This window comes from Robertkochia flava (assembly GCF_020166515.1).
GTDB lineage: Bacteria > Bacteroidota > Bacteroidia > Flavobacteriales > Flavobacteriaceae > Robertkochia > Robertkochia flava.
Genome location: NZ_JAINZT010000002.1, coordinates 226,535 through 247,806, shown reverse-complemented (window position 1 = coordinate 247,806; position 21,272 = coordinate 226,535). Strand labels below are relative to the sequence as shown.

Genomic DNA, 21,272 nt, shown 5'->3' with positions numbered 1-21,272 from the left:
AGTTTGCTGTGAATATCAGGTGTCTGGTATTTGGTTAGAGATGAGCTTTTTCAGAGCGTCAAAGGCTCGCTTATGTAAGCGAAAGCAAAACAAAAAACCGGTTCTGGGAAGCAGGGTGCGGGTTTGCATTTTCATATCCCCACGCGCCAGCTGGCCCCATCGCTACAAAGTGCCACCGGCACTTTGCTTCACGCTCGGTCCCCTGGCCCAGCAAGTGGAGCGAGCTAACCCAGGTGTGAATATTACAACCCACCCCGTCCCCGGCAATAGCCGGGTCCACCCCTCCCTGACCAGGGCGGGGAGCCAATTCGATATGTATTTGATAGCAGGGCGAGGGTTTGCATTTTCACTTCCCACGCAACTTGAGGTTTTTAGTTGCACGCGTAAACTACTGCAATTCAATTACTTGACCTCTTTTTCTTAACTTTGAAAAGAATTATACCTGGTACCGGCCCCAGTTAGGGTATCCTAATCCTTTAAATCGAGAAAAGATGAAAGAAATAAACCCTTCCGGAGTGTTCCATGGCGTACACGATATCCGTGTAGACGAAATGAAATCTCCCGGGCTGTCAGAGAACAGTGTGATCATTAATGTGGAAATGACGGGGATTTGCGGAACCGATCTGCATATTTACCATGAAGGTCTTGTGCCTCCGGGATCGGTCCTCGGACATGAATTCTGCGGCGCGATCATTGAAAAAGGAAGTAGTATTGCGGGAATGAATGTAGGCGATCGGGTTGTGGTCAATCCGATGATCAACGGAACGGGGTTGGGTATGAGTCCTGGAGGCTTCGCCCGTTATGTCAAAATTGATAATGCCATGAGGGACTCCAATATTTTTGTGATCCCCGACAGTTTAAGCAGCGAAATGGGCGCCCTGGTCGAACCCATGAGTGTGGGTCTTGCGGCTATAAATAAAACTGCCCTTCGACCAGACGACAATATCCTCGTTTCGGGTTGCGGTACGATCGGGTTGGTCACCATTGCAGGTTTAAAAAGTAAAGGTTACCGGAATATTGTGGCCTCCGATATGAGTGTGAAGCGGCTGGAACTGGCCAAAAAACTGGGCGCTAAATTCACGTTCAACCCTAAAACGGATGGCGATCTTAAAGATCTTATCGTTCAGGAGTTCGGAACGGTTGGTTCCCTTAATTATTCCGGCGAGTTGCCCAACCTGAATGCGGCCTTTGAATGTACCGGTGTAAGCCCGGTACTCAGGCAAACCTTAGGGCTCCTGGCACCTGATGCCAAATTAACCGTCCTGGCCATTTACAGCAAACCCATGGAGCTGGACCCTAATGAGGTCGTTTATAAACGGTTGGATGTTAAAGGGTCCTTGTTTTACAGTGGTGCGGATTTTAAAGAGGCCATCCGGCTGATGGATGAAGGACTGGATATTACCCCCATCGTTTCCCATCATTTTTCCCTGAATGAACTACCCCATGCCTTCGAGGTGCAGGCCGACAGCAGTAAATCAGTAAAGGTGATGGTGGAAAGTGTTTAAGAGATCCAGGAATCAAGAGTCAAGACTCAAGACTCAGGAGCAAGATAAGTTTGCGTAGTGGAGAATAATTTGTTTTCTGCCGTTATCTGTTTAAAAACTAACGGCGTAGGAAATTTTACAAAAGTTTATCAGTTGTTCATGGTTTTCAATAGTATTTTTGAACAAAAAGACTATTGCTATGGATGTTATGATCAAACGAAAACTTTTCAGTCTTCTCCTGGTCCTGCTTAGTATACAAACCGGATGGGCACAGGTAAATACTGACATATACGGTATTGTTACCGATAACACCGGAGAACCCATTTTGGGAGCTTCTGTTTATCTTGAAGGCACCCAAAAGGGAGCCCAGACCGACCTTGACGGTAAATACGTAATTAAAGATGTGGAACCCGGATCCTATAACCTGGTGGTGAGTTATATCGGGTTTAAGACCCAGACCAAATACAACATCCTTGTACGTTCAGTGGGTACCCCTGATTACAATTTTGAACTTGAGGAAGATACAGAGGAGTTGGGAGAGGTGGTCGTTACCAATGCTAACAAAATAAGCAGACCTAAAGAAACCCCCTTATCTACCCAGACCCTTTCTGCCGTAGAAATAGCCACTTACCCGGGGAGTAATAATGATGTGGTGCGGGTTGCACAAACCCTGCCCGGAGTTTCTCCCTCTGTTGGCGGATTTCGAAATGACCTTATCATCAGGGGAGGTGCCCCGAATGAAACCGTGTATTACCTTGACGGCATGGAGATTCCCAATATCAACCATTTCGCCACCCAGGGTAGTGCCGGCGGACCAGTGGGTATGGTCAACGTTTCCTTCATAGATAATGTAACGCTTTCTACCTCGGCCTTTGGTGCCCAATATGACAATCCGCTTTCCGGGGTCTTGCAGTTCAGCCAGCGAAATGGGAATAACCGAAACTTTACCGGAAATTTCAGGGTGAGTGCCAGCGAGGCTGCCCTGACCTTTGAGGGGCCACTCTTTAAGGGGAATAACGATGAATCAAAAACTACTTTCCTGGCTTCGGTACGTCGCAGTTACCTTCAATTCCTGTTTAAGGCCATCGGGTTGCCTATCAGGCCCGATTACTGGGACTACCAATACAAGCTTAATCACAAGATAGACAGCTACAATGAGATCAGCCTGATCGGTATTGGCTCTATCGATGACTTTACCCTGGAAGCTCCTGAAGATTTTGATGCCGAACAGCAGGCCACTCTTGACCAGGCGCCTTTTATAGAGCAACGCACCAATGCTATTGGACTTACCTGGAAAAAAAGATTTAAAGACGGTACGGGGTTTATGGAAACCACCCTGAGCAATAACACCCTGTTCAATAACTTTACCCGTTACGAGGATCCGGAAAATGAAGCGGGGGTGATCTTTAACAATGACGCGAGGGAGTCGGAGACCAAATTGCGGTATGCGGCCACCAAATTCTTTGGCGATTGGAAACTGACTGCCGGTTTTAATGCCCAGCGATCTGATTACGAAAATGCAACGGTTGATGTCAATGGCGGATTGCAGTTTGACACCAGCATTGACTTCTATAAATACGGGTTCTTTTCTAATGTAACGAAATCGTTCTTTAACAATAAACTGGACCTTTCCTTTGGTTTCCGTATGGATGATGATACGTTCACCGAACAAGACGACCTTTTCTCTACCTTTTCTCCGAGATTCTCCCTGTCTTATGAGTTTACTGAAAATTGGAGGCTTAACGGTTCTTTAGGGCGTTATTATAAATTACCGCCATACACCATACTTGGGTTCAGAGACAACAATGGGGTGCTATTGAATAAGAATGCAGATTATACGGTGAGCGATCATTATGTACTGGGTATACAGCATTATTTTTCTCCTTCTTCCACCATCTCTGTTGAAGGGTTTTATAAGCGCTATGACGATTACCCGGTTTCCGTAACCGACCAGGTTTCTCTGGCCAATAAGGGGGGAGGATTCGAGGTTTTAGGAAGTGAAGATATTGCCACTGTTGGAAAGGGGAGAAGCTATGGGGCAGAGCTGCAATTCCAGCAAAAGCTCACTAATAATTTCTATGGGATCTTTGCCTATACCTGGTTCTACAGTGAGTTCACAGGTTTTGATACGGAAACCTACCTTCCTTCGGTTTGGGACAGTCGGCATTTGGTGTCGTTTACCGGTGGGTATAAGTTCGGAAACAACTGGGAATTCAGTGCGCGATATCGCTTTGCCGGAGAAACACCTTTTGTGCCCACAGATCTGGACGCCACGCTTGCTAATTATCCGGAGGTGGTGTTAGACTACAATCGCCTTGGCGAAGAGAAACTGGGAACCTTTAGCCAGCTGGACATTCGTATCGACAAGAAATGGAACCTGAGAAAACTGGCCCTTAACGTGTTCTTTGAAGCACAGAATGTGCTCGGTCAGCAAATTCCTCAGCCCACAGAATACGGCCTTAGCCGTAATGCCGACGGCTCGGTGGTGGAACCCAGAAGCCTGGTGGCCATTGAAAGCGACAACAGCCAGTTGATACCCAGTATCGGGATCGTTGTTGACTTCTAGTTTAACCTGTGGTCTACACAATCTTCAGACATAAAAAAACCTCTCTGTGTAAACGGAGAGGCTGGAGTTTAAAAGGTTTATGAACGTTTTATTTTACGCGTTCCATCCATGCGTTTTTTTCTATTGTTCCGTCTTTTTCATAGGCAATTAATTTTCCGTCAGCGAGTACCCAGTATCCGTCATTCTGGATCTGTACATTGTCATTGTCAATATCGTCGATCCGGATGCTGCCATCTTCGTCGATCTCCCAGTGCAGCTTTTCAGTTTCGGTTTCCCGTTCCTCAATATCATTCACCACGGTGAGATAGACCACATTGTTTTTTTGGAAATCAAAGGTAATATCGATCTCCTCCATGATATCCTCCACCATACCTGAAACGGCTTTGGCCATCATGCCTTCGAAAAAGCCCATATCTTTGGCTTCTTCCTTCACGGCATCGCGGATATCGATCTTAAATTTCCAGGTTCCCAGTACGTCTTTTTCCTTAACCCTTTCCTGGGCAAAGATCACGGTGGCAAATAACAGCATTGCCATGGTCATAATTGTCGTTTTCATGTTGATGAGTTTTATAGGAAGACGAATACCTCCCGATATTGTTACACCATCGTTTTCGTTTTTTGGGACAAAGACAGGGATCTCTTCGGTACACCGGCTCTTTCGAAGGTGCTAAAAAAAAGCCGGTCACTCCTGTTGCCGGCTTTTTGTTTCGCTGAAGGATTAATTTTTTAGGTCCTGTTTTTTATCAGGGATTTTCGAGTCTTTGATAGGGTTTCCATCGGCATCGAGCTCCACGATCCGGTCAAATCCAAGTTCATCGAGCTTGGCGGCGATCTTAGCCTTGTCTCCAACCACGAACCATTTTACATCCTGAGGGCGTACCATGGTTTCACTCACCTCTAACAGGGCAGGCAGGTCAAGGTTTCTCACTTCCTGGTCGTAGGTCTGGTAGTAATCGTCCGGCAGGTCATGGCTTACGATATTGGCTACTGAGCTGTTCACGGCGGCGTTGGTTTCCCACTGCCCCGGAAGGGCCAGTACCTGGTTGGTCTTTACCTTGTCGAGTTCTGCCTGGGTGGCGGGTCGGGTAGTTACAAATTCACTGAGTTCCTTCCGGATCTCCAGGACAGATTCGGCCGTTTTATCGGTTTGCACGGGGGCATATACAAGAAAGGGACGTTGTCCTTTTGTATCCAGGACCAGTCCGCCGGCCCCATAGGCCCAGTGTTTATCTTCTCTCAGGTTCATGTTGATCCTGGAGGTGAATTCTCCTCCGAGAATGTTCACCATCTGTTCCCGGGCAATCTCGTTCACATCGCCATAGGCATCTGTCAGGTGACCGGCAATAATGATCGATTGTTCCGATTGCGGCCTGTCGATCAGGTAGAGCGTATTTTGATTGGCAAGGGAAGGTTTGCCCATTTTTATGTCCGGAACATCCCCTTTTTTCCATCCCGAGAACGCCTTTTCCAGTTTTGAGGTCAGGGTGTTCATATCCACATCTCCCGTTACGATCAGGGTGGCGTTGTTCGGACGAAGCCAGGTTTCATGGAAATTTTTGATGTCGTCCAGGGTAATGGCGTCAACGGTTTCTTCGTAGCCCGATCCTGTGTACGGGTTACCATATGGATGGTCTTCGCCGTACATATATTTGGTCATGCTCCTGAGGGCCATCCCAAAGGGTTGTGATTTTTCTCTTTTAATACTATTGATCTGGTCCTTTTTAAGCCTTTCAAATTCCTTTTCAGGAAAGGCGGGATTCCGGATCACATCGGCAAACAAGTCCAGGCTTTCATTGAGAGTAGGTTTCAGGGTGGTCATGCTTACATTAGACTCGTCAAGGCCAGAATTTGAATACAGGGAAGCCCCAAGCATTTGCAGTTCTTCACTGATCTCCAGGGTATTCCTGTTTTTGGTTCCTTCGTCCAGTAGGTTCATCGCCAGGGATGCCGTACCGGCTTTGCTCAGGTAATCGGTTTTTGTACCTGCATCGAACATCATCTGCATGGCAATGGTAGGTACGCCGGTTCTCCGGGCAAGAACAATATTCAACCCGTTGGAAAGGCGCGCCCGTTCCAGTTCAGGAAATTTAGAACTTTTCTGAGCAGTCAGGGCTGGTAATCCAGACCGGTCTACAGGAGTATCGGTAATGGAGTATTCCGGGAACGGATGACACTCCAGGATGTGTTTTCCTTTGGTTAACCACTTGGCGGCTACGGCCTGAAGGTCGGCTGCTGTAGCGTCTTCAATATACTTGAGCATGACCTTGTAATAGCCAGCGTCTCCAAAATAGGTTTGATTCGAAGCCAGGATATCTGAGACACCTCCGAAACCACCGATGCGTTCCAGGCCTTTAATGAAGTTGGCAAAATAAGCCGATTTTACTCTCCTGAGTTCTTCTTCGGTTGGACCCTCCTGGATAAAACGATTCACCTCTTCCATAAGGACCTGCTTTACTTTTTCAGGATCTTCGCCAGGTTTAACATTAGCCATAACAATAAAGTTACCCGCTAATTCGGAGGAATATTGAAAGGCAGTGGCCATAGAAGCGATCTGGTCTGTATAAACCAGCCTGTTATACAGCCTGGAGGTTTTTCCACTACTTAAGATCGCAGAAACAAGGTCCATATGCAGGTCTTCTTCCTGGCCTAAGGCAGGCGAATTCCAGGCAAACATAATCCGGCTTTCCGGTACCCTGTCCTGGTATACCTGGCGGGTATCGTAGGGATGATCGGGAATGTTGAGCTCCTGCCGTTCAATGGTGGGACCGGCTGGTATCTCCCCAAAATATTTAAGGGTTTTTTCATAAGCAACCTCAGGGGTGATATCGCCTGCAATAGCGATCACTGCATTGTTGGGACCGTAATAGCTTTTGAACCATTCCTTAACGTCATCAAGGGTAGCGGCATTCAGGTCTTCCATCTCTCCAATGACCGTCCAGGAATATGGATGCCCTTTGGGATACATGGCTTTGGTAAGGTAATCCCACTGTTTCCCGTAAGGCTGATTTTCACCTTGTCTTTTTTCATTTTGAACCACCCCGCGTTGTTCGTCCAGAAGTTCCTGGGTAATAGCGCCCAGCATATAACCCATTCGGTCGGACTCCAGGAATAATACCTGGTCCAGTGCTGAAACCGGTACATTCTGAAAATAATTGGTACGGTCAGAATTCGTGGTACCATTTACATCGGTACCCCCGATCCGTTCTATGGCCTGGAAATAATCATCATTGAAATGCTCACTCCCATTAAACATAAGGTGTTCAAAAAGGTGGGCAAACCCACTCTTCCCGGGCTTTTCGTTTTTAGACCCAACATGATACCACATATTTACCGCTACAATGGGAGCCTTATGGTCTTCATGTACCAGCAAGGTGAGACCGTTGGGTAATTCAAATTTCTCGTAGTCGATGTTGATATCGTCAGCCTTAAAATTCTGTGCACTTAAAGCGGCCGAAAAGATAAAAAGCGTTAATAAATATAGTTGTCTCATAACAGCTTGTGAATTTGGTTGTTACTTCAAATTATAGAAAATTTCCCATGAGTGGGCGGTTCTTGGCTGTTTGAGAGATAAAAGGAGAGAAAAAGCCGATAAAAACTTCGATCCCCCTTAAAAAGCCTCGTTTACCCCGAAGTAAATGCCACTCTGTTCGCCCTTTCCTTTTCCGAAATCGAGCCGGACCCAGGTATTCTGATCTTTTAATATTTTAAAACGCACCCCTCCTCCAAAAGCCGGCTTCATGCGATTTAGCTCAAACAGATCAGAGGTATCTCCGGCTACGTCTCCAAAGAGCCCGAACGCTGCTATAGCCCATCTCGGTTTAAATCTGTAGCGGTATTCCCCCTGAAGTATATACATATGATCATCAATAAACCGACCATAAAAATATCCTCTTCCTTTAGAACTTCCCCCAAAATGGGCCTTCCCCTGGAAGGGCACCTGACCGTAATTGGTCTCCACATACAGTTGCGATGCAAATGTACCCTTTGTGCCTGCCTGGATATAATGCCTAAGATCCAGCTGAAATTTATTATAGCCGTGTGTTGCCCCGAACACCTCACTGGAAAAATGGGCGCTGAACTTCAATAGTGACCCTTTGGTGGGGGAGGAAACCTCATTACGGGTATCCAGGTTAAATTCAGCTCCCAAACCACTAATCACGGTTCTGTCAGATCCCGGAACAGTGCCGGAGTCAAGTAATCTGCCTTCTTCTACTTCCGTGATCTGGTAATTGGCAAATGTATAGGTAAACCCAAAATTTAAATCAGGAGGAAGCCGTTTTAAGAAGCTCACCGTTACCACGTGGGAGGTCTGGTTATAAGCTTCTTTAGCGTCTTCGGGTGTTTCCGGACCTATTCCCCAGAAATAATTCGGATAAATTTCAAATTGGTAATCGGCATCGATAAAGTAATTTCCCCTACCCAGGTAAACTTCAGGAGCAGCACCAAGGATAACCTGTCCTGCTGAAGTATAAATGCCGCTGAATAGGATTTGAGAAACCCTCTCATTGAATCTGTTGGTATTGTTTAACAGGAATAATTGTGCACCTCCTCCCACACCAAATTGGGTTTCCGGGGTATAAAAGGCAATCGGGATTCCGATAAATTTAAGGTTTCTGGAACCCTTTAACGTGTCCAGGGGAAGGCCATCCCGCTCCTGACCTTTGAGGGATAAGGAAAACAGGAACAGGAGCCATATGATGCTAAGCCTGCCCATCAAAATAAGAATTCGTCGAGAATTACATTAAAGCCAAAGGTGAAGGCGGTGTTCTTTATAGTAATATTTTCAGACCGGGAAGTCCCGAAGGGAGTCTGTTCCAGGTCAACTCCAACCCATAATACCCTGTAATCTATCCCGATATCGAAAGCGATCATATCATGTATGACATAGGCGTACCCTAGGCTGAAAATAGCACCCAAACCATCACCATCTGAGCTCTGGGCCACTTCGGTTTCCATTACCACCAGGCTGGTTTGTTCCTTGTATCGCACGTATCCGGAAGAAACAGAGCCGTACATCGAACCCCTTGGATTCCTGGAAAAATACCAGCTCAAAAAGGGACCGAAATATAAGGACTCCGTTGTTCGGTCCACATCGCCTGTAGCATTGTCTCTTTCCGTTATTATGGATCCGCCTATCAACCATTGATCTTTGATGAATTTCCCTGTGAATATGTTGATCCCGAATTCATTGATGCTTCTTTTTTCAGCGGAGTTTCCGAAGTTATTCGTGCTGGAACTTATACTTCCTGATAATCCGGAAAGCCATCTTCCCTTTCGAAAAGCGGAAATTAAGGAGTCTTGAGTTAAGGTGTTTTGAGCAATAAGTTCTTCTGTGCCTGAGAGAATCAGGCACATGTGAATCAAGAAAAGAACAACTCTTAAATTGTTCATTATAAATAGCTTAGGAAGTAAATATCTTACATTAAGATAATAAATTCAGTGGTTAAACGGAGGAGGATAGCAGAATAATTGTCGAATAGTAATTTGGATCGGTATAGTTGCAAATTATTCCGAACCCTGTATATTCTTTTCGCATGCCTCATCCCGCATGCCACATTTTTCCGAGGTACCTCAGCAATGAGATCTCCCTGGTATGGACTGCTTTTACGCAATTACCTCTTACCTCACTTTCGCTTACCTTTTCCCTGGCAGATACAGGGGGTAATAGAATCAGGGGCACTTATGCAGATTAAGGCAAGAACTGAAATTTTTACAGGAAGTTGGTTTAAAGAAATTTACTCTTAATTTAGTGTCTGTATTATAAACTTCTAAAAACCAATGTCGTCCGGGCACCTCAGTTCTATGAAAACCAGGTTCCATATTCCGTTAGAAGACGAAGTTGTTTTACTCCGCTCCACCACGGAAGCTGATTATGAGGCATTGTACAGCGCAGCCAGCGATCGGGAGATCTGGGCGCAGCACAATGCCCATGACCGCTGGAAGCCCGAAGTGTTTCGCGTATTCTTTGAAGAGGGATTAAAGAATGATCTCGGAATGTTCGTTATCCAAAGTAAAATGACCGGAAAGATTCTGGGGAGTACCCGCTATTATAAATACGATGCTGAGGGTAATTGCCTGCGTATTGGATATACCTTTTTTGACCGCTCGGTCTGGGGCACTGGTGTTAACACAAAGGTGAAGAAGCTCATGCTGGATCGCGCTTTTCAGTGGGTCGACAGGGTGTTTTTCGATGTTTATGAAAAAAATTTTCGGTCACAGAAGGCTTTGAAAAAGCTGGGGGCTGTACCCGGGGAAAGGACGGGGGATAAGGTCATATTCGTTTTAGACCGGGTGGAATGGGAAAAAATCCCGTAACTTCCCTATATGTCAACCTCCTATCTGAGATCGGTCACAGAGCGCTTCCATTTCTACAAGGACCTGGGTAATAAAACCCTGGAACAAATTCCCGAAGGTAAAATGAATTGGAGCTTCAATACGGAATCTTTGAATATGAACCTTCTGGTTAAACACCTGGCAGGAAACATGCTGTCCCGGTTCTCAGAGTTTCTGACCACCGACGGAGAGAAGCCGTGGCGTAACAGGGATGCAGAATTCATTGATGATCTGGCAAATAAGGAAGAAGTGCTGGCGCTCTGGGAAAAAGGGTGGAGGTGTCTTTTTCAGGCCCTGGCTGATCTAACAGAAAATGATGCGGACCGCATTGTTTATATCAGGGCAGAGGCCCACACGGTTATGGAAGCCCTGAACCGACAGCTGGGTCATTACGCCTACCACGTAGGGCAGATGGTTTTCCTGGGCAAGATGATCTGCGGGGAGCAGTGGAAGTCGCTTTCCATTCCTAAGGGCCAGTCTGAGGCGTTTAATCAGCGCATGACCTCTGGTGGTAGGGAAAAATAGTTCTCACTGTCTTACGCTGACTTCAACCAAAGGTAAGACCATTCTCTTCAAACTTAGCAATCTCCTTTAAGGCATTTTTTAAATACGATTAAGGGTTCTGTATTTTTCCTTCGTTCCTAAAAGAAACCACCTGAAGCGCCTGTTGCTCATTATACCGATTGAAACCGGTGCGCTCTCAGGAACAGAAGAGAAATAGATTAACCGTTTAAAAATTATAAAATGAAAAAAAGTACGTTCGTTTTACGGAGTTTGGCCACTGCAGGGTTAGCGCTGACCATGGCGAGTTGTAATGCTCAGGCAGATAAAGCAGGCCGGTCTGATAATAAGGTAGTCATTAATGCCAGTATTGAAGGTCTCGAAGAAGAGTATCTTACCTATTTTGAAAAAGGGGAGCAATACCCTAATGGATTGAGAGCAGACACCCTTTGGGTAAATGACGGGAAGTTTACCTTTACCGACACCACCGCTCAATTTAAAAGATATCGTTTTGCAGTACCCCAGGTGTTTAAATATACAGACTCCACTAAAAGGGGATATTATCCTACGCCTGTGATGTGGATCGATATTATCGGTTACCCCGGGGCTGAGATCAGGGTCGAAGGTTCTCTTGAAGATTTTGTGAATGCCTATCCTGAAGATGGTGGAGAGAACGATATCTATGGAGCCCTGAACAAGGAGATCTATCCTTTACTTAACCGCAGTGTTAATCTGAGGCTCAAGGCAAATACCAGGGAGGAGTATGAAAAAACCATGGTGGAAACTAAAGCCATCCAGGAAAAGGTAGACAGTCTTAAGGAGCACTATATCCGTAAGCATCCGGCATCTGCTGCTATGGCTTTTACCCTGCTGCAGGCATTTACCCGAAAGGAATTTGACAAGGAGAAGTCAAAGGAGCTTTTCGCAACTCTTGATGCTGAAGCCCTTCGTGATGTAGCCTTTTACAAAGAGCTCGAAGATCGAATAAAGGCTGCAGAGGGTGCAGTGGCCGGTAATAAAGCTCCCGCCATTAAAACGAATTATACGTATTCGAAACAACCCTTTGACCTGGAAGACATGCGTGGAAATTATGTGCTTATCGATTTTTGGGGAACCTGGTGCGGACCCTGTGTCGGAGAAATGCCCAAGATAAAAGCGTATACCGAAAAATATGCCGGAAAGAACTTCAAGGTGTTGGGCATAGACAGCGGAGATACAGAAGAGCGTTGGCGGACATTTATAGAAGAGAAGGGCTATCACTGGACCCATATCCGAACGGTTAAAAATGAGAATGACATTTTAATTCCTTATAACGTCAGGGCTTTTCCAACAAAATACCTGCTGGATCCGGAAGGCACTATTATTCATGTTTCCACAGGATCCTCTGAAGAGATGTTCGAAAAGATCGATGCTATCTTTTCAGGAGAAAGTTAATTTTTCTTCTACTTACACTTAGATCCCGGGCCGCTTCTTAAGAAGCGGCCTTCTTTATTTCAGGGATAACTGAGTTTTTTACTCAGAGGATCAGACGACCTCAAAACTTTTTCAGATAAAGATCAAATTTCTTTAAGGGTAAGCGACTGACGGTACGTTAGTTCTGTAAATAAACGCTAATTAAAAAATGACGTAAGTCGCCTGTACCTTATGAAAAGATCCATGTTACTTTTGGTCCTGTTAGGAATGGCATCCTGCCAGGATAATAAACAGCCTCAACATACCCTTCTAAGTGGAGAGGTGCGTAATACCCAGGAAAAACTTGCCGTATTAATGAACAACGACCGATCCTACCGGGACACGATTCCCCTCGGAGAAAATGGTAAATTTTCGGATACCCTGGAGGTGGATCCCGGTCATTATATGCTTTATATCGGTAAGAATGCCACCCCATTATACATGGAAAGGGGAAATGATATCGCCGTTAAGATGGATGGTGCAGATGCCCTAAATACGACACAAATTTCCGGGAAGGGTGCAGCTATCAGTAACTACCTGGTAGCAAAGCAAAGGCTTTACAAGGATTATATGAAGCAAACCTCATCCTTATATACACTCGAAGAAGCGGCATTCCTGAAAAAGTTAGATACCATGAAAACGGAACAAATGGAAGTGTTGCATACAGCCGGAAACATTCCGGAAACCTACAGGGAACTTGAGAAAAGAAATATAAGTTATTACAACCTGGGTCTGCAGCAGGCTTATGAGGGTTACCATCGTTATTACACGAAGAAAGATTCCTTTAAAGTGAGTCCTGCCTTTAATAATGCATTAGCAGAATTAAGCTTTGAAAATGAAGAAGACTATGACTTCTCTCCTTACTACAGAAGATTGCTTCTTAACCATTACAATGCAGAAGCCAGTAAACTCACCAAAGAGGAACCGGGATCTGAATTTTCAGAAAACCAGCTGAAGGTATTATTGGAGAATAAGAACCCTCATATCAGAAGTAGTATGATCTATATTACAGCTAAGGGTAGTATGGCTTATAGTTCGAACCTGGACAGGTATTATGAGAAGGTGATGTCGCAGTTACGATCGGAGGAGCATAAAAAAGAGATCACAAAATTGTATAACTCCTGGAAAAAACTCGAACCCGGACAACCTTCCCCCGAATTTTCCGATTACGAGAATTATGCCGGGGGAACTACTTCCCTGGAAGACCTCAGGGGAAAATATGTCTATATCGATGTATGGGCTACCTGGTGCGGACCATGCAGGTATGAAATACCACATTTGAAAAAACTGGAAAAGGATTTTCATGGGAGAGATATTCATTTTGTGAGTATTTCCATAGATGAAGATAAAAGCTATGACCAGTGGAGAAAAATGATCGAAGACGAATCTTTGGGAGGAATACAACTTCTCGCCGATAAGCAGTGGAAATCAAACTTCGTACAGGATTATATGATCAGCGGCATCCCGAGATTCATTCTTATTGATCCCCAGGGGAAGGTAGTGGATAATAATGCAGACCGACCCTCAAGTGAAACGATCAGAATACTCTTTAAAGAGTTGAATATTTAATAGTACACGGGGTTAACAGAAGATCACTTTTACTGCGCATTGAATAGGCAAATAAATAGAATTATGAAACGGCTTGGCTAATGATCCCTTTCATAAAAAGGGGATGCAGTAAAAGCGAGGAAGAATCGGGGGTATTTTATCAATGCTTTTATAACCCCCCGGGTTCCCCCGAACCGTTGGCCCCGTTTTTTTCCTGTTTTTAGTAGGATTGAATTAGTTAGCTGAAAAGACCTCCTGATCCCGGAGGTCTTTTTTGTGTAAATAGCTCAAACAGAACAGGTAGTGCTACCGGAAACCGAAATTCGCTGAAAGAATTTTTGTCGCAACAACATGATATTCAATGCGTTAAATCGAATCAAAACTATTTTGTTAACTAAAGGTGAATTTTTAACATAAAAAATTAAGGAATATTTAAGGGTAGTGGTCATTCTGGTCGTTAGTCTGGAAACTAAGCCCCTGATTAAGGGTAGATTAAGAAATATGAACCCTGAATAAACCAATGGATGTATAACCGAATAAAATGAAAAACCGGAATGTGCTGCCACACATTCCGGCTTAAGCGATCAAAACGAGGATCACCATATAGGATCTCAAATGTATAAAATTAAGCCGAAGAACCCTTTCCGTTTTTCGGTACTCCTGTCACCTCATAAAACTTTCAGGCTTATCCGGTATAACCGCCGGATGGATCCTGCTTGATCCTTTCTAAGATCTTTTCATGCTTTTCGCACCCATCCCGGTTTAAAAACTAAATCAAAAAACTATGGAACAATGACATGAAAGCATCGCTGATTATCTCAAACCCAACCAACTTTTTTACTGAATTATAAACTAACAAACAGAAAATTATGAAAAGAATTAGAAGGTATTCTAATTTAAGCAGGTATAAGAAGCCGGTGCTGGCCGGACTTACCCTTGCATTAATGTTCGGAGGTACATCTGCAGCAATGGCTTCAGAAGGTACTTTGGATGAAGAAGTCAGAGTTTTTGAAGCCCCTGTTCTTCCCGATCCCGAGCAGACTGTAACCATCAAAGGTACTGTAACCGATAAAGACGGACTTCCCTTACCGGGTGTTGTGGTCATGGTGCAGAATACATCCATTGCCACCCAGACTGATATTGATGGTAATTATTCCATTACCGTTCCCGAAAATACCCAAAAACTTCTTTTTTCATACCTGGGCTTTAAGAATCAGGTGGTCAATATTGGAGATAAAACCACTATCGATATTACGATGGAGGAGGATATTGCCAAACTGGGAGAGGTTGTTGTTACCGGGTATCAAACCTTATCGGAAGAACGGGTAACCGGTTCTTTTGCCGGAGTACAGGAAACGCAGATACAGCAACGGCCATCGGCAACCAGTTTTTCCGAAAGGATTGTCGGTCAGGTTCCCGGGGTTAATGTGAATGGTAACACCGGAAGATTGGAGATCAGGGGACGTAGCACCCTTTTTAACGGATATGGTGAAGTATTGATTGTTGTTGATGGTTTCCCGCTAACCCGCCAGGACGATTTTAATACGATCAACCCTGAAGACATCGAATCCATTACGGTATTAAAAGACGCAGCTGCGGCTTCCACCTGGGGAGCAAAAGCTTCGAACGGGGTTATTGTTATTACCACAAAAACCGGTCGTAAAAACCAGAAGTTAGACGTCAACTTTTCTGCCTTTGTAGATATGGAGGAAAAAGTGGATTTCGATGATATGAATTGGATGACGGTTTCCGAGGAGATCGATACCGATCTCGAATATATCGAAAAGGGATGGTTTGATGTAGCTACCATTCCGAATACACCTTTGAGTATTAATGACCTTCATTTGGCAGAAGTATACAGAAGTGGTGCTTCTCCCGATGGTAATGTTTGGTCCCAGGACACCTATGACAGTTACATTTCAGCGTTAAGAAAGCGGCAGGATGTTTCCGATCAATTTGAAGATTACCTGATGCGCAGTGCCATGCGTAAGATCTATAATTTCTCACTGAGCGGGGGAGGTGAAAATAACACCTTCTTTGCATCGATGTCTTATAACGATATTGAGGGACAGCGCATTGGTGAGAGTAACGACAGGTTAACCTTTAACCTGAGAGATACCTACGACTTTACCGATAAGATTAAGTTTACCGCCGGAATGACCGGGGTAGTAAGGCAGCAGGAAAATAATGGAATAGCCCTGGATATGGTCCGTCAATTACAGGCCTACGATCAGTTAATTGATGAGAATGGGCAGTATGTTCAGAAATATTTTGCCTGGAATCCATGGGTTTCACGTCAAAGGGAGGCAGAGATAGGATCTCCTATGTCCTATAATGTGGTTGAGGAACAGCGCAATTTAGATGACACCGAACAATTCATTGATTTGCGGGCAGACCTCCGGTTGGATGTCGATGTATTCGATGGATTCACCTATTCTCCATCCTTTCGCTATGAAAGAGGCGCCGGGAACCGCGACATCTTTAAGAGCATGTCATTACCCTCGCATCGGAATACTATTAATGACTTTTATGTGAACGGGAATTATCAAATTCCAACGGGGTCTGATTACCGGCAGGAATCCGAGTATTATAAGGGCTGGACCTTCCGGAACAATATTAACTACAACAAGACTTTTGGCGATCATGAAGTTACCGTGTTTGGAGGTATTGATTACCAGAGAAGGTTTACCGAAAACAGCTATAACAGACGTTTTGGGTATGATAAGCAGTCAACTACAGCTGCCGATTTTGACCTGCTGGCACTGTTAAGGAGAGATATTGCTTATTTCAATGGAGAGCGAACCCGGGAATTTTATTATAGTGGAGCTTTTTTTGATGTAAATAACCGGGACAACCGTTTTGTGAGCTGGTACGGGAACGCAGGGTATTCTTTCAAGGAGAAATACCTGATTAACGGAAGTTATCGTGTAGACCAAGCCAATATCTTTGGTAGTGATCCTGACTTTCGTTATAAACCTACTTGGTCTGTCGGGGCCGGATGGGAATTAGGAAAGGAGAATTTCATACAGGATATCGATTGGATCGATCGGCTTAAGTTAAGAGGAACCTACGGTCTTGGGGGGAACTCTCTCGGTGCAGCTTCTCCTTATGCGTCGGCATTTTCCAGGACAAACACTTACGAATACTCTTATTTCTTTTCCAGGTTATCTATACCGGCGAACCCTCAGTTAAAATGGGAAGAGACGAAAACCACCAACCTGGGTATAGACTATAGTTTCTTTAATGGGGGCTTGTCCGGTTCCCTGGACTACTATAAGCGGGTGAGTACTGATATTTACGGGAGACGGTCATTAGATCCAACCGTTGGTTTCACTTCAGCTACGGTAAACTACGTAGGAATTGACAACCAGGGTGTGGAGCTGCTGATAAATGCAAGAGTGATCGATCACGAAGATTTTAAATGGGATCTTCGCGCCAACATCAACTACAATGAAAATATCACTACCGAGTTTGAACCAACTACCGAAACTGCCGACTATCTGGCAGGAGGTTTTGGGGTGATCGAAGGAGCTTCCATTAACAATTATTTCGCCTATAAATTTGCCGGGTTAAATGAGAATGGAGAGGCTACTTTTTACGATAAAGATGGAGTTGCCCAGCATTGGTCTCATGATTTCGATAAGGATGACCTGTTGTATATGGGAGGAAAGACGCCTCAACATTACGGAGGAATTTCATCTACCCTTACGTATAAGAATCTGGACCTCACGGTTAACCTTAATTATGGGGCGAAATTCGCTTTCCGGCATGCACCGAATTATATCTCTTCAGGCCTGGGTAACTACAATAATAACCGTTACAACTATGCCAACCTGAGACTGCATGAATTATGGGCAGAACGCTGGCAACAACCCGGAGATGAAGCGACTACCGGGGTGCCAAGAATGTACTATAACGGGGTAAATCCCCAGACAGGACTAACAGAAAGCCGCTTTGACGGTAGCGCCCAGGACAGAAAATGGGGACAATCTACTTTCAATACGTTTAAAGGAGATTACCTCAGGGTACAGGATATCATCCTGGGTTATAACCTGCCGCAATCGGCACTCGACAGAACCTTCTTTAAAAGCCTGAGATTCACCGCACAGGTTGCAAATCCATTCCTGTGGGTGGCCAATGATCGCGGACTGGATCCAACAGTGGGAGCCTTCGGATTAGAGCAGGCTACGCAGAACCTGACCAGAATTATTTTTGGACTTAGAGCTAACCTTTAAACAGAAAGAAAATGAAACTAAATAAATATTATTACCTGCTACTTTTCATAGCTGTACTCTTTTCTTGTGAGAAACCGGATGACTTTCTGGATGTGAAACCTACCGGTCGTGTGATCCCAACCACACTGGAAGATTTTGATAACCTGTTGAATGGGATCGATATGATGTTTTCCAGAAACATTCACATGCGATATATGGATCCTGATGTCTATATGAATGAGGCCAGTTACGCCAGTATCAGCGGTAACAGCATTAATGAAAATGCCTATAACTGGAATTCTGATCTGACCCTTCCGGACCAGGCCAACTCCGATTATAATGAGTCCTATCAGTTTATCCATATGATGAACTTTGTGCTCAGCGAGATCGATGAAGCAGAAACGGGAACCTTTAACCCTGCAGACCGGACCGACCTTAAAGCCGAAGCTCATGCCCAGAGGGCCATGGAATTATTCCTGGCTGTTACGGAATTTGCTCCCGCATACAGTCCCGAGAATCGGGAAACACTGGCTATTGCCATGCCCCTGGAGGTAGATATCAGTAAGTTCTATTCTAAAAGGACCCTCGGGGAGGTGTATGATCAGATCCTCCTAGACCTGAACAGTTCGCTGGAATTACTTTCCCCGGGCTATCCTGCTTATAACAAGGTTGGTAATTTCAGACCCGGGAAGGCCTCTATTTATGCCCTTTTGGCCGAAGTTCATCTCCATATGGGAAATTTTGAAGAAGCCAGAGAATTCTCAGACAGGGCCCTGAACTTGTACAGCTTTTTATACGACTGGAACGATATCGATTTTACAAATCCGGAAGATCCATGGGCGGGGTATAACACGGGTGTTTATGACCAGGTGGATGCCAGTGAAGAAACCTTGTGGAACAGATCGTATATCTGGAGCTATGCCAACCCATGGCAGCTGTATCATCCCGACCTTGCCAACCTGTATGACCAGGATAATGACAGAAGATGGTACCTGAGAGCCACTCAGGTGTCTCCGGGTGGTGTTGATGTGAGTCCGGATCATGTCTTCATGTTTCCCCGGGCTTATACGCAGCACGGGTTAACCACACCACGCTTAATTCTTACCAATGCAGAGGCAAAGGCAAGAACCGGAGATGGTGCAGGGGCCATTGCGGTGCTGAACACCTTATTAGAGAACAGGATCAGCAATTTTACCCCGCTTACGCATTCAGATGATGCAACAACGCTTCAGATCATTAAAAATGAAAGAAGAAAGGAATTGGTGGGTACCGCCTTAAATCTCCTTGATCTTAAACGATACCATGCCTATGGGGAAGCCATTCCAACCTTTTCCAGGACCAACCCGGTAAGTGGAGCAACGGTTACCCTGGAGCCGGGCGATGAAGATTATTATGTGAAGATTCCTGCCCAGGTACGCAACCTGAATCCAAACTTAAATTAGTGACCTGCCTTTTGGAGGATCATTTTAATCAGATTTAAAATTTAGAGAAATGAAGAACATATATAAATATTTAATTGCAGTATTACCCTTTTTTGTTTCCTGCAGTACAGAGGAAGATGAGGTGGTTCTACCCCCCGAATACGATGCCAAATGGTTCGAACAAGCAACGGTCGATTTTATACCCTTGGGAGAAGAAAATGGCTTTGTATATAATATCAACGAGAGTACGGGGCAATCCTTTTGGGGCACTACAGAAGCAGATTTTCAGGTAAGCCTGGATCTTGGAAGTGATAGTGATGCCAATATTGAGAAAATTCAATTTTTTGCCTTTGTAGAAACCAGGTCCGGAGCGAACACCCAATATTACGGGGGAGCAATGGGAAAACCTGTTGCTACTGTAAACAACCCCGGAGATACCTTTGAGATCACTATTTCTTCGGATGAGGTGTACCAGTTATACAGTACTGAATTAGCTTCAAGCCGTCCTGATGGCCTGGCTACAGACGATTTGGTAGAGCTCAAATGGGCAATTACCGATGCCAATGGCGATGTGTTGGATACCCGCGAAGGTTGTGTCGGGTTTAATTGTACCTATGGTATACAAACTAAGGTGAACTATGTGGATACCTGGCTTGGAGAATTTGAATATACCTGGATCGAAGTGGGACCTGATACAGAAACCTATTCTCATGGCGATCTGACCGTGGGATCTAAAGGCTCCGTGTTGTTTAGTCCCGGAGACGAGGAAGGACAATACAGTGTAGACGATCTTTCCATGGGGGCTTCTTTTTCCGTTAACAGCGGGTATATCACCTTTGATGATGCTACGGGAGTATTAAGCGTATACAATAACACCACCTATGCCAATAAGTGGACCCTGGTAAGTGTTACCCCGGAGGTATTAACCCTGGAATGGGAATATTACTATACCCAGTGGTATGCAGAATATGGAACCGTCGAATTGAGAAGGGACGATGGCCTGTCCTGGCCGGAGATCACCACAATAGAGAATTATTAATAATCATTGGTTTTTTGGTTTAGTTGATGAGGATCCTGCGGAAACGCAGGGTCCTTATTTTTTTAAAAACCATTTGGATCTGCCTTTCCGCTCAGGAGAATTATCAGGCCTTCGGATCAGGCTACAGATCTTGTATTTGAGCGTTGACAAAACAAGGTAAGGAAGAACAGGAAAAGCTCATCATCTTTAAAGGCTTCCCGCAATTTTTTAAAGGCAATACGCATTTGCGATTCTACTGTTTTTACTGAAATATCAAGGGCTTCAGAGATCTCCTGATAAGAGTACCCCTGCAGTTTATTCATAACGACGATATTTCTGCATTTCTCAGGCAGGTTTTCGATCTCCCCGGCTACCTTATTAAATCGTTCCCGGATCAGTTCTTCCTGGTCTGTGGCTTCTTCGATAATGGCGGTCTCCCTGATTTCTTCCAGGATCTCGTTCGCTTTACGCTTTCTTCGGTATTCATCGATAAAAATGTTCTTGGAGAGCGTGAACAGGTAACTCAAAGGAGCTTCGATCTTATGGAGTTTATGGCGCTTCTTCCAGAGCCGTAGAAAGGCTTGTTGGGTAATATCTTCGGCCTGGGCCTGATCCTGGGTATAAGTACAGCAAAATGCTACCACGCGAGTATAATATTCCTGGTAATATGTATTGAAAAGCGAATCAGGATCTGTGGTGTAATCTGCTTTAAATCGGCTCATTAACCTTGAGTTT

At 44.8% G+C, this 21,272-nt stretch carries 14 protein-coding genes; 9 read left to right on the top strand and 5 right to left on the bottom strand.

Features of this window, described 5'->3' with window-relative positions; all coding sequences use genetic code 11:
• The first annotated feature begins 491 nt into the window (after nt 1-491).
• Together K7R11_RS01550 and K7R11_RS01545 are read left to right on the top strand one after the other, a co-directional pair.
• Entirely contained in the window at nt 492-1,505 is a 1,014-nt protein-coding gene (locus K7R11_RS01550; protein ID WP_224488110.1) for a zinc-dependent alcohol dehydrogenase, read from the top strand.
• A 178-nt stretch (nt 1,506-1,683) separates the two neighbouring features.
• A complete protein-coding gene (locus K7R11_RS01545; RefSeq protein ID WP_224488107.1) occupies nt 1,684-4,050 on the top strand; it encodes a TonB-dependent receptor in 2,367 nt (788 codons plus the stop codon).
• 88 nt (nt 4,051-4,138) lie between these two features.
• Here the strand turns inward: K7R11_RS01545 and K7R11_RS01540 are convergent, their stop codons facing one another.
• The 4 genes from K7R11_RS01540 to K7R11_RS01525 all read right to left on the bottom strand — a co-directional run bounded on the left by K7R11_RS01540 (nt 4,139) and on the right by K7R11_RS01525 (nt 9,441).
• On the bottom strand, nt 4,139-4,606 hold the full coding sequence (locus K7R11_RS01540) for a hypothetical protein (RefSeq protein ID WP_224488104.1): 468 nt from the start codon (nt 4,604-4,606) through the stop codon (nt 4,139-4,141).
• A 162-nt stretch (nt 4,607-4,768) separates the two neighbouring features.
• Nucleotides 4,769-7,540, bottom strand: coding sequence for a M16 family metallopeptidase (locus K7R11_RS01535; protein WP_224488102.1), 2,772 nt, complete (start codon nt 7,538-7,540; stop codon nt 4,769-4,771).
• 117 nt (nt 7,541-7,657) lie between these two features.
• Nucleotides 7,658-8,764 carry a BamA/TamA family outer membrane protein gene (locus K7R11_RS01530; protein ID WP_224488101.1) on the bottom strand — a complete coding sequence of 369 codons (1,107 nt, stop codon included), beginning with the start codon at nt 8,762-8,764 and terminating at the stop codon, nt 7,658-7,660.
• The gene (locus tag K7R11_RS01525; protein ID WP_224488100.1) at nt 8,764-9,441 is read right to left on the bottom strand and encodes a hypothetical protein; all 678 of its coding nucleotides are present in this window, start codon (nt 9,439-9,441) and stop codon (nt 8,764-8,766) included. Before K7R11_RS01525 ends, K7R11_RS01530 begins: the two co-directional genes overlap by 1 nt.
• A 411-nt stretch (nt 9,442-9,852) precedes the next feature.
• Here K7R11_RS01525 and K7R11_RS01520 point away from each other — a divergent pair, with 411 nt between their 5' ends.
• From K7R11_RS01520 to K7R11_RS01490, 7 genes are all read left to right on the top strand, one after another.
• On the top strand, nt 9,853-10,365 hold the full coding sequence (locus K7R11_RS01520; protein ID WP_224488099.1) for a GNAT family N-acetyltransferase: 513 nt from the start codon (nt 9,853-9,855) through the stop codon (nt 10,363-10,365).
• Between the two features lie 9 nt (nt 10,366-10,374).
• Complete coding sequence (locus K7R11_RS01515) at nt 10,375-10,908, top strand: DUF1572 family protein (protein ID WP_224488098.1); 534 nt, start codon at nt 10,375-10,377, stop codon at nt 10,906-10,908.
• Between the two features lie 219 nt (nt 10,909-11,127).
• The gene (locus K7R11_RS01510; RefSeq protein ID WP_224488097.1) at nt 11,128-12,318 is read left to right on the top strand and encodes a TlpA family protein disulfide reductase; all 1,191 of its coding nucleotides are present in this window, start codon (nt 11,128-11,130) and stop codon (nt 12,316-12,318) included.
• Between the two features lie 210 nt (nt 12,319-12,528).
• Nucleotides 12,529-13,905 (top strand): TlpA family protein disulfide reductase, encoded by a 1,377-nt coding sequence (locus tag K7R11_RS01505; RefSeq protein WP_224488096.1) that lies wholly within the window; start codon nt 12,529-12,531, stop codon nt 13,903-13,905.
• Between the two features lie 848 nt (nt 13,906-14,753).
• Nucleotides 14,754-18,119: a SusC/RagA family TonB-linked outer membrane protein gene (locus K7R11_RS01500; RefSeq protein ID WP_224488094.1), complete on the top strand. Its 3,366-nt coding sequence runs from the start codon at nt 14,754-14,756 to the stop codon at nt 18,117-18,119.
• Nucleotides 18,120-18,130: 11 nt separating this feature from the next.
• Nucleotides 18,131-19,540 carry a RagB/SusD family nutrient uptake outer membrane protein gene (locus tag K7R11_RS01495; RefSeq protein ID WP_224488092.1) on the top strand — a complete coding sequence of 470 codons (1,410 nt, stop codon included), beginning with the start codon at nt 18,131-18,133 and terminating at the stop codon, nt 19,538-19,540.
• A gap of 49 nt (nt 19,541-19,589) precedes the next feature.
• Complete coding sequence (locus tag K7R11_RS01490) at nt 19,590-20,558, top strand: hypothetical protein (RefSeq protein ID WP_224488090.1); 969 nt, start codon at nt 19,590-19,592, stop codon at nt 20,556-20,558.
• A gap of 116 nt (nt 20,559-20,674) precedes the next feature.
• On the opposite strand, the gene K7R11_RS01485 is transcribed toward K7R11_RS01490, so the two are convergent.
• Complete coding sequence (locus K7R11_RS01485; RefSeq protein WP_224488089.1) at nt 20,675-21,259, bottom strand: RNA polymerase sigma factor; 585 nt, start codon at nt 21,257-21,259, stop codon at nt 20,675-20,677.
• Nucleotides 21,260-21,272: the final 13 nt, after the last annotated feature.